7 protein-coding genes are annotated in these 8489 nt (G+C 33.3%); 2 read left to right on the forward strand and 5 right to left on the reverse strand.

All coding sequences use genetic code 11. The features are described from left to right. The 3 genes from DNC80_RS09410 to DNC80_RS09420 form a co-directional block, all read right to left on the reverse strand. Positions 1 to 1719 (reverse strand): protein-disulfide reductase DsbD (locus tag DNC80_RS09410; protein ID WP_182650988.1); only part of this gene is annotated, 1719 nt, incomplete at its 3' end. Then, positions 1716 to 3029, reverse strand: a complete 1314-nt coding sequence (gene tilS / locus DNC80_RS09415; protein ID WP_182650989.1) for a tRNA lysidine(34) synthetase TilS — start codon at positions 3027 to 3029, stop codon at positions 1716 to 1718. The genes DNC80_RS09410 and tilS, both read right to left, overlap by 4 nt. A 14-nt stretch (positions 3030 to 3043) precedes the next feature. Further along, positions 3044 to 4330, reverse strand: a complete 1287-nt coding sequence (locus DNC80_RS09420; RefSeq protein ID WP_182650990.1) for an anthranilate synthase component I family protein — start codon at positions 4328 to 4330, stop codon at positions 3044 to 3046. Between the two features lie 176 nt (positions 4331 to 4506). On the opposite strand from DNC80_RS09420, the gene DNC80_RS09425 reads away from it, so the two are divergent. Continuing rightward, positions 4507 to 4887: a DoxX family protein gene (locus DNC80_RS09425; RefSeq protein WP_182650991.1), complete on the forward strand. Its 381-nt coding sequence runs from the start codon at positions 4507 to 4509 to the stop codon at positions 4885 to 4887. Positions 4888 to 4954: 67 nt separating this feature from the next. On the opposite strand, the gene lpdA is transcribed toward DNC80_RS09425, so the two are convergent. Together lpdA and DNC80_RS09435 are read right to left on the reverse strand one after the other, a co-directional pair. Continuing rightward, positions 4955 to 6358, reverse strand: coding sequence for a dihydrolipoyl dehydrogenase (lpdA, locus tag DNC80_RS09430; protein ID WP_182650992.1), 1404 nt, complete (start codon positions 6356 to 6358; stop codon positions 4955 to 4957). Positions 6359 to 6491: 133 nt separating this feature from the next. Continuing rightward, positions 6492 to 6950, reverse strand: coding sequence for an Lrp/AsnC family transcriptional regulator (locus DNC80_RS09435; RefSeq protein ID WP_182650993.1), 459 nt, complete (start codon positions 6948 to 6950; stop codon positions 6492 to 6494). 268 nt (positions 6951 to 7218) lie between these two features. Here DNC80_RS09435 and DNC80_RS09440 point away from each other — a divergent pair, with 268 nt between their 5' ends. Then, a complete protein-coding gene (locus DNC80_RS09440) occupies positions 7219 to 8445 on the forward strand; it encodes an aminotransferase class I/II-fold pyridoxal phosphate-dependent enzyme (RefSeq protein ID WP_182650994.1) in 1227 nt (408 codons plus the stop codon). The last annotated feature ends 44 nt before the right edge of the window (positions 8446 to 8489 follow it).

An 8489-nucleotide genomic window follows, 5' to 3' on the forward strand; every position in this document is an offset into this window, starting at 1 on the left:
AACATAATCTTCCATTTTTCTACAATTTACACACGCATAACCTGTAAAATCTAATAAAATAGGTTTGTTAACTGATTTTGCGTAAGCTACTCCCTTGTCATAATCCTCAAAAGCTATTAAATCATGTGGTCCTAAATGAGCTCCATCTGGTAAAACTTGAGCTGTTGTTGCTGAGCCTCCTTTTGAATTTCCTACTCCATAAGGACTTTCGCTGTAGGTCATAGGCGGTGGAAAACCTGAAATTAATTTTAATGGCGCTCCCCAAATCCCTGGAATTAAATACACTGTAAAAGCCAAAACAACTAATCCTAAAGACAATCTTCCTACCGAAATATGATTTAATGGACTATCGTGTGGGAGTATAATTTTTCCAAAAAGATATAAAGCTAATGTTCCAAAGATTGCAATCCAAATAGCTAAAAACACTTCTCTTTCCAAGAAATGGAGCTGCAATACCAAGTCAGCATTAGATAAAAACTTAAAGGCTAATGCCAATTCTAAGAAACCTAATACTACTTTAACCGTATTCAACCAACCACCTGATTTAGGCAATGAATTCAACCAACCTGGGAACATGGCAAACAACATAAATGGTAATGCAAGCGCTAATGAAAAACCAAACATTCCTACAATAGGTGCAATACCTCCTTTTGATGCTGCCTCTACTAATAAAGTTCCTACAATAGGTCCCGTACATGAAAAAGAAACTATGGCTAGAGCCAATGCCATGAATAAAATACCAATAATACCACCTCTATCTGCTTGATTGTCTACTTTATTCGCCCAAGAATTTGGCAACATGATTTCGAATGCGCCCAAGAAAGAAGATGCAAAAACAACTAATAAAATAAAGAAAATGATATTGAACCATACATTGGTAGATAAAGCATTTAGGGCATCAGCTCCAAATATTGCCGTTACCAAAAACCCTAAAACAACATATATAAAAATGATTGCAATACCGTAAATGATAGCATTACGAATTCCTTTTGCCTTAGTTTTACTTTGTTTGGTAAAAAAACTAACCGTCATAGGGATCATTGGAAAAACACATGGTGTTAATAATGCTGCAAACCCAGATAAAAATGCAATAAAAAAGATAGACAATAATCCTCTTTTTTCCTCTGGCTTTTCAGCTATAGGAGCTGTTATTTTAGCGGTTTTATCAGCTTTAATCTCTGTTTTCACAGTATCAACAACCTCTTTTGACTGAGTTGAATCCCCGGTCGCAACATTTACTACCGGTGCTACTTCTGTGGTTGCACTTTCTTTTTGAGGAATTTTTATAGTGAAATTCTTTTCAACATTGATGCAAACATCTTTACAAACCTGATAATTAAAATCTACTTTAACCTCAGTAAGCTTAGTATTTATAAGTTCAATTTCTTGCTGAATTTGAGCTTTTTTCTCAAAAAAAGTTTCGTTTACTTCAAATATATCATTAAAGGCTGTTCTCGTTTTACTTTCTTTGGCTTTGCCAATAAGTTTAAAATTTCCTTTTTGGTTTTTAAATATAATTTCAAGAGGAAGCGGTCCGCCATCTGGCGTGAATTGTGAATACAAATGCCATTCGTTATCAATAACAGCATTAAAAATCAAGAGGTATCTGGTATCTGACTTTTTTTCAATTTTAGTAGTCCATTTTGCAGGATCTAAAATTTGAGCATTACCATTGGCAAAAGCCAAAAATGCAATAATTAAAAGAATAATTTTTTTCATGAGCTTCGTTCTATTTTTAGAATATTTTTAGTTTGTTGGTCTATTTTAAATCGTTCGTCTTGTCTTATTGAAAGGATCCAGACAATAGCTTCATTGGAACACAAAATCCAACTATTTTCTTTGTCTAGGAGTGATATTTTCTCGTCTTTAAAAATTTTACTCACTTTTTTAGACTTTCCTTCCATACCAAGAGGCTGAAAAACATCTCCTTCTCTCCATCGGCGTAATACTAATGGATATTTTAATTTATCTGCATCTACAAAAATTATATTCTCATTTACAGCTGTCAATTTTTCAACCGACTGAAAACTCAAATGAATGGGCGATATAATTTCATGTAAATCCCTATCAATTTTAAACTCTTCTCTTTCATCTACGAAATTTATCGGACTAAGGATTAAAGAATCTCTATCTTTTAATAATCGGTATTGAGGAGCGAGAACAAACTTGCCTGATTGACTTTCAACAAGTGCATAAATATCATCCCAAGATGTAAACTCAAATTCTTTGAGCCACTGGTACAAATAGGATTTATAATTAGGTAATTGTTTTAATTTTTTAATATCAAGATATATAATTTCATCCTCTTGCTTTGCCACCTGCTGGTAAATCATAATAGCGGCATCCTCTATCATAACTTGAGCTTCCTGAAGATAGGTTTGCGTATTAAGAAATGTTGACAAAAAATTAGAGTTAATATCTTTTAACAAAGGTATAACTTGATGTCGGATTTTGTTTCGAAGGTATTTATCTGTGGCATTGCTGCTGTCTTCTCTCCATTTGATATTGTTCTCTTGGGCATAACGTGTAATTTCATCTTGGCTAAATGCCAAAAGTGGTCTTACTACACGATCATTCTGTTCCGGAATTCCGGTCAAACCCTCAATGCCAGTTCCTCGACTTAAATTGATTATAAAAGTTTCAAGAGCATCATCAGCATGGTGTGCCGTAAGAATATATTCGTATTGCTCTTGCTCTAAAATTTCGTAAAACCAGCTGTAACGCAACTCTCTTGCGGCAACTTGTGTGGATATTTTAAAATCTTCGGAAAATGCCTTGGTGTCAAATTGAGTAAAAAAGAAAGGAACATTGTTATTTGATGCGTACTCTTGAACAAATTTTTGATCCTCAAAACTTTCTAAACCTCGAAGCTGAAAATTACAATGAGCAATAGCCATGTTAAATCCCATTTGCTGAAACAAATGAACCATAACCATGCTGTCTATACCACCACTGGTTGCCAAAAGCACCTTTTTACCTTGTAAAAAAGATAGGTTTTGCTGAATATGTTTCTCTATTTGTTGTATCATTTTATTTAACTTAACTAACGCAAAACCTCAAGCATAGCATGAGCCTTTAGTAAACACTCTTCATACTCTTTTTCAGCAACCGATAAAGAAGTAATGGCACTTCCCACAGAAAAAGAAACGTATTTTGAAGCACTATTATAAAAAATACTTCGGATAACTACATTAAAATCAAAATCACCGTTAGGAGTAAAATATCCAACTGCTCCACTGTAAACGCCTCTTTTAGTTTCTTCAAGTTCGTCAATGATATTCATGACAGAAATTTTTGGTGCCCCTGTCATACTTCCCATTGGGAAAGTTGATTTTAAGACATCTATTACAGCATATTGAGAATCAAGTTTAGAGGTAATAGTAGTAATCATTTGATGCACTTGCAAAAATGAGTAAATCTTGCATAGCTCTGTTACTTGAACACTGCCTTTTTGAGCTGTTCGTGCCAAATCATTTCGAACCAAATCGGTGATCATTATATTTTCTGCACGTTCCTTTGGGTCTAGTGCTAATTTATTCTTCGATTTTTCATCTTCAGTTGGATCCAAAAAACGTTTTGATGTACCTTTTATAGGCTGAGAAACTATTAATTCTCCTTCCTTTTTTAAATACCGTTCCGGTGATGCCGAAAGTATATAATGCTTATGATTCTTAAAATAAACAGCAAAAGGTGGTTTTGAAATGGAATTTAATTTTAAAAACTTTTGCAATGGATCAATCACTGTATTTTCTGAAAAAAATTCCATACAAAAATTAGCTTCATAAATATCTCCGCGATGAATGTGATCTTTTACTTTAATCACTTTCTTCAAATAATTTTCTCTAGAAATCCTTTGTTGCACATGAACAGTTTCAAAAATTGTATTGATAGGACTTTCTGTTGACAAAATAGTTTCATAATCATACTCTATTTCATCATCACAAAAATTCAAATATTGAATTTCAAGTTTGTTTCCTTTGAGTACAAATACTTTTTTGGGCTGAAAAAAAAACAAATCTGGAAAATCTAAAAAGTCATTATTTTTTGATAAAACATTCTCAACGTCATTTTTCAAATCATAAGATAAGTAACCAAACAACCAATCCTTAGTGCTTTCTTGATACTGTTTTAAATCATCAAATGCATTGTAATAATCTGTTTTTAAAGATGTAAAAGCATCAACTGCAAGCACACAATCAAAAGACGAGTACTGCTGCGGATACGAATTACTATCTAAAAAAATAATTTCTCTGTGCTCTTGTGACCAAGTTAAAAGTTGCTCCTTGAAGCGCTCCGGGTCGTTTATAATTTTCTCAATGGATGTTCTCAAAAATAGTGGTGTTTGAAAACAAAATTACAACAAAAAAAAAACCTTAAGCCCTCAATATTTATTAAAATTAACTAAAAATTCATAAGTTTGATAAGCCTAAATTCTTTTTTGAAAAAATTAGAAACAAAACCTAGTTCATAAATAAATATACAAACTAACATCTAAAAACTATAACCATGAAAATTGCAATCCTTATTTTTCGATCTTTACTGGGTATTTTATTATTGTTTGCGTCTGCCAGTTATTTCCTCAAACTGTTTCCAGAACCAGAAGTAGCGGGAAATTTAAAAGTCTTTAATGACGGAATAGCTGCCTCTTTATACTTGTTGCCATTGGTAAAAGCTATTGAATTGATTTGTGGATTATCCTATTTATCGGGGAAATACGTAACACTTACTAACCTTGTACTACTTCCTGTTAGCTTTAATATCTTATGTATTAATTTATTTTTAGCTCCTGAAGGTTTACCAATAGCTTTATTTTTATTCCTTGGAAATGTATTTTTAATAGGTTTTCATTGGAAAAAATACCAATCCTTATTCAGTCCTAATTTATAATCTAAAGTTTACAAAAACAACAAACCCGCTGATTTAGCGGGTTTTGTTTATAATAATTTTTTATTTCTTATACGTGTAATGCTCTATTATCAGTAGCAGCTAGAGCAGCTTCTTTGATCGCTTCTGCAAAAGTTGGATGTGCATGAGACATTCTTGAAATATCTTCAGCAGACGCTCTAAATTCCATAGCAGTAACTGCTTCGGCAATTAAATCAGCACAACGAGCACCTATCATGTGAACTCCAAGTACTTCATCTGTTTTTGCGTCAGCTAGAATTTTCACAAAACCATCTAAATCACCACCTGCACGTGCGCGACCTAAAGCTTTGAATGGGAAACTACCTGATTTAAAATCAACTCCAGCAGCTTTCAACTGCTCTTCAGTTTGACCTACAGCAGCAACTTCTGGCCAAGTGTATACAACACCTGGAATCAAATTATAATTGATGTGTGGTTTTTGTCCTGCTAGAATTTCAGCTACCATTGTACCTTCTTCTTCAGCTTTATGCGCTAACATTGCACCGCGAACTACATCCCCTATTGCATAGATATTAGGAATATTTGTTTGCAAATGATCGTTTACTTCAACCATTCCTCTTTCAGATATTTTAACACCTGCTTTATCTGCATTCAATCCATCGGTATAAGGACGACGACCTACAGAAACTAATGAATAATCTCCTTCTAATGTTATTGTTTCTCCCTTAGCATTTTCGGCTTGAACAACAACTCCTTCACCATTTCTCTCTACTGATTTCACTTTGTGAGAAACGTAGAATTTCATACCTTGTTTCTTTAATACTTTTGTCAATTCTTTAGACAAAGATGCATCCATTCCTGGAATAATTCGATCTAAATATTCTACCACAGAAACTTGTGCTCCCAATCGTAAATACACTTGACCTAATTCTATACCTATAACTCCACCACCAATAATTACCAAATGTTTTGGCACTTCTTTTAGCTTCAAGGCTTCAGTAGAGGTAATAATTCTTTCTTTATCGATTTTGATAAAAGGCAAAGAAGATGGTTTAGAACCGGTTGCTATGATAATATTTTTTGCTTCAATAGTTTCAGAAGTTCCATCTGCTTTTGCAACAGCAACATGTGTAGAATCAACAAAAGAACCTAAACCTTCAAAAACTGTGATTTTATTTTTATCCATTAAAAATTTAACTCCACCTGAAGTTTGATCCACAACCGCTTGTTTGCGTGCAATCATTTTTTCAAGATTGACTTTTACTTCACCAGAAAGTTCAATACCATGATCTGCAAAATGTGCAATTTCACTGTAATGATGAGAAGAAGCAAGCAATGCTTTTGAAGGAATACAGCCTACATTTAGGCAGGTTCCTCCAAGAGTGGAATATTTTTCAATAATTGCTGTCTTAAATCCCAATTGTGCACAACGAATAGCAGATACATATCCGCCTGGGCCAGAACCTATAATGACTACGTCAAATGAACTCATAGTATATTTATTTTTGTGAAGTTTATATAAAAGTGTGACAAAATTAAGAAATTAGTTTTGTTTCAGCTTGAATTAAGCAGGTTTTTTGGGATTAATTTATGGACTTAAAAAAAATGAAATCCAGAAAAACTTATTATACATCTATAACAGTGGTATTTTTAACTTCACTTATCATGAAGGTACTGTGAGTACTACCAATGTGTTGTAGTGTGGTAAGTTTTGTAACCAAAAATTCTCTATAGGCTTCCATATCTTTTACCACTATTTTTAAAATATAATCATAATCTCCGCTTACATGATGGCATTCAATAACTTCCTTTAGTTGGATTACTTCACTTTCAAACTTTGCAATAAATTCTTTGGTATGTTGTATTAACTTTAAATGACAAAAAACTACAAAACTTTTTTCGACCTGGGATCGATTAATCAATACTACATACTTAGCAATGACTCCCTCTCTTTCTAGTTTTTTAATCCGCTCATAGACTGCAGTTACTGATAAATTTAACTTTAATGAAAGCTCCTTAGTTGTTTTTTTACTGTCTGATTGTAATAAATACAAGAGTTTCTTATCAATAGCGTCTAAAATCATATTCTTGAAATTTATAAATGAAAAAAAATCTATACCAATCCTATTTTTGATGCTAAATTAGAAAATTTAATAACATTTAATGTTTTTTATAGTTTAAAAATCTAAAATTAACGAGTAATATTGATTATTAATCTAGAACACTGTTAATTTGAAATAGAATTAATCTTAAAACCGTGATCCCCTAGCCCTGATAGAAGCGACATCCTTTTATTCGCCTCAGCGAATAAAAGATATAGCGAATAGCAGGAATAGCTTCAAAAAAAAACTTATGAAAAATTTCAATCCCGCAGATAACATCCAAGATTTACAGTATTTTGGAGAATTTGGAGGTGTAAATCCATCGATTTCTGATTCCTCTACCTATACTTTCCTTTCTGCAAAAACCATGTTCGATACGTTTGAAGGAAATATGGAAGGTTGCTACTTGTATTCTCGTCATTCCTCACCAAGTAATTTATACTTAGACAAAGCCTTAGCAGCTATGGAAGGAACAGAGTCGGCAAATGTTTCGGCATCTGGAATGGGTGCCATTACACCTACTCTTTTGCAGTTGTGCGGAACTGGTGATCACATTGTTTCGAGCAGAACAATTTATGGTGGTACGTATGCTTTCTTGAAGAATTTTACTCCAAGATTAGGAATCAAAACTACCTTTGTTGATATTACAAAACTAGATGTTGTAGAAGCAGCCATCACTTCAGATACTAAAGTGCTATATTGTGAAACAGTCAGTAACCCATTGCTAGAAGTTGCTGATATTAAAGGGCTTTCTATACTTGCAAAAAAGCACAACTTGACACTCGTGGTTGACAACACCTTTTCACCATTATCTGTTTCTCCTGCAAAATTAGGCGCTGATATTGTGATTCACAGTTTAACAAAATACATTAATGGCAGTAGTGATACTGTGGGCGGTGTAACGTGTGCATCGCAAGAATTTATCAATAGCTTAAAAAATGTAAATAGTGGAGCTAGTATGTTATTAGGCCCTACAATGGATAGTTTGCGATCTGCAAGCGTAATGAAAAACCTAAGAACACTGCATATTAGAATGAAACAACATAGCTACAACGCAATGTATCTAGCCGAACGTTTTGAAAAAGAAGGTTTAAAAACGGTTTATCCTGGTTTAAAAAGTCACCCTAGTCATGAATTGTATTCGTCTATGATTAATCATGAGTATGGATTTGGAGGTATGATGACGCTTGATGTAGGTACTTTAGAAAAAGCAAATGCCTTGATGGAATTAATGCAAGAAAAAAACTTAGGTTACCTTGCTGTGAGTCTAGGATTTTATAAAACTTTATTTAGCGCACCGGGAACATCAACATCAAGCGAAATTCCAATGCAAGAACAAATAGAAATGGGATTGACTGATGGCTTGATTCGATTTTCAATAGGTTTGGATAATGATATTGAAAGAACGTTTCAAATGATGAAGCAATGCATGATAGAATTGAACGTACTGACATCAGAATCCATTTTGGCAGAATAGTATTTTTAGTATAAAATTGAAAAAGCAGCAAAATATTTTGCTGC

This window comes from Flavobacterium sp. SOK18b (assembly GCF_014156605.1).
Taxonomy (GTDB): Bacteria; Bacteroidota; Bacteroidia; order Flavobacteriales; family Flavobacteriaceae; genus Flavobacterium; species Flavobacterium tiangeerense.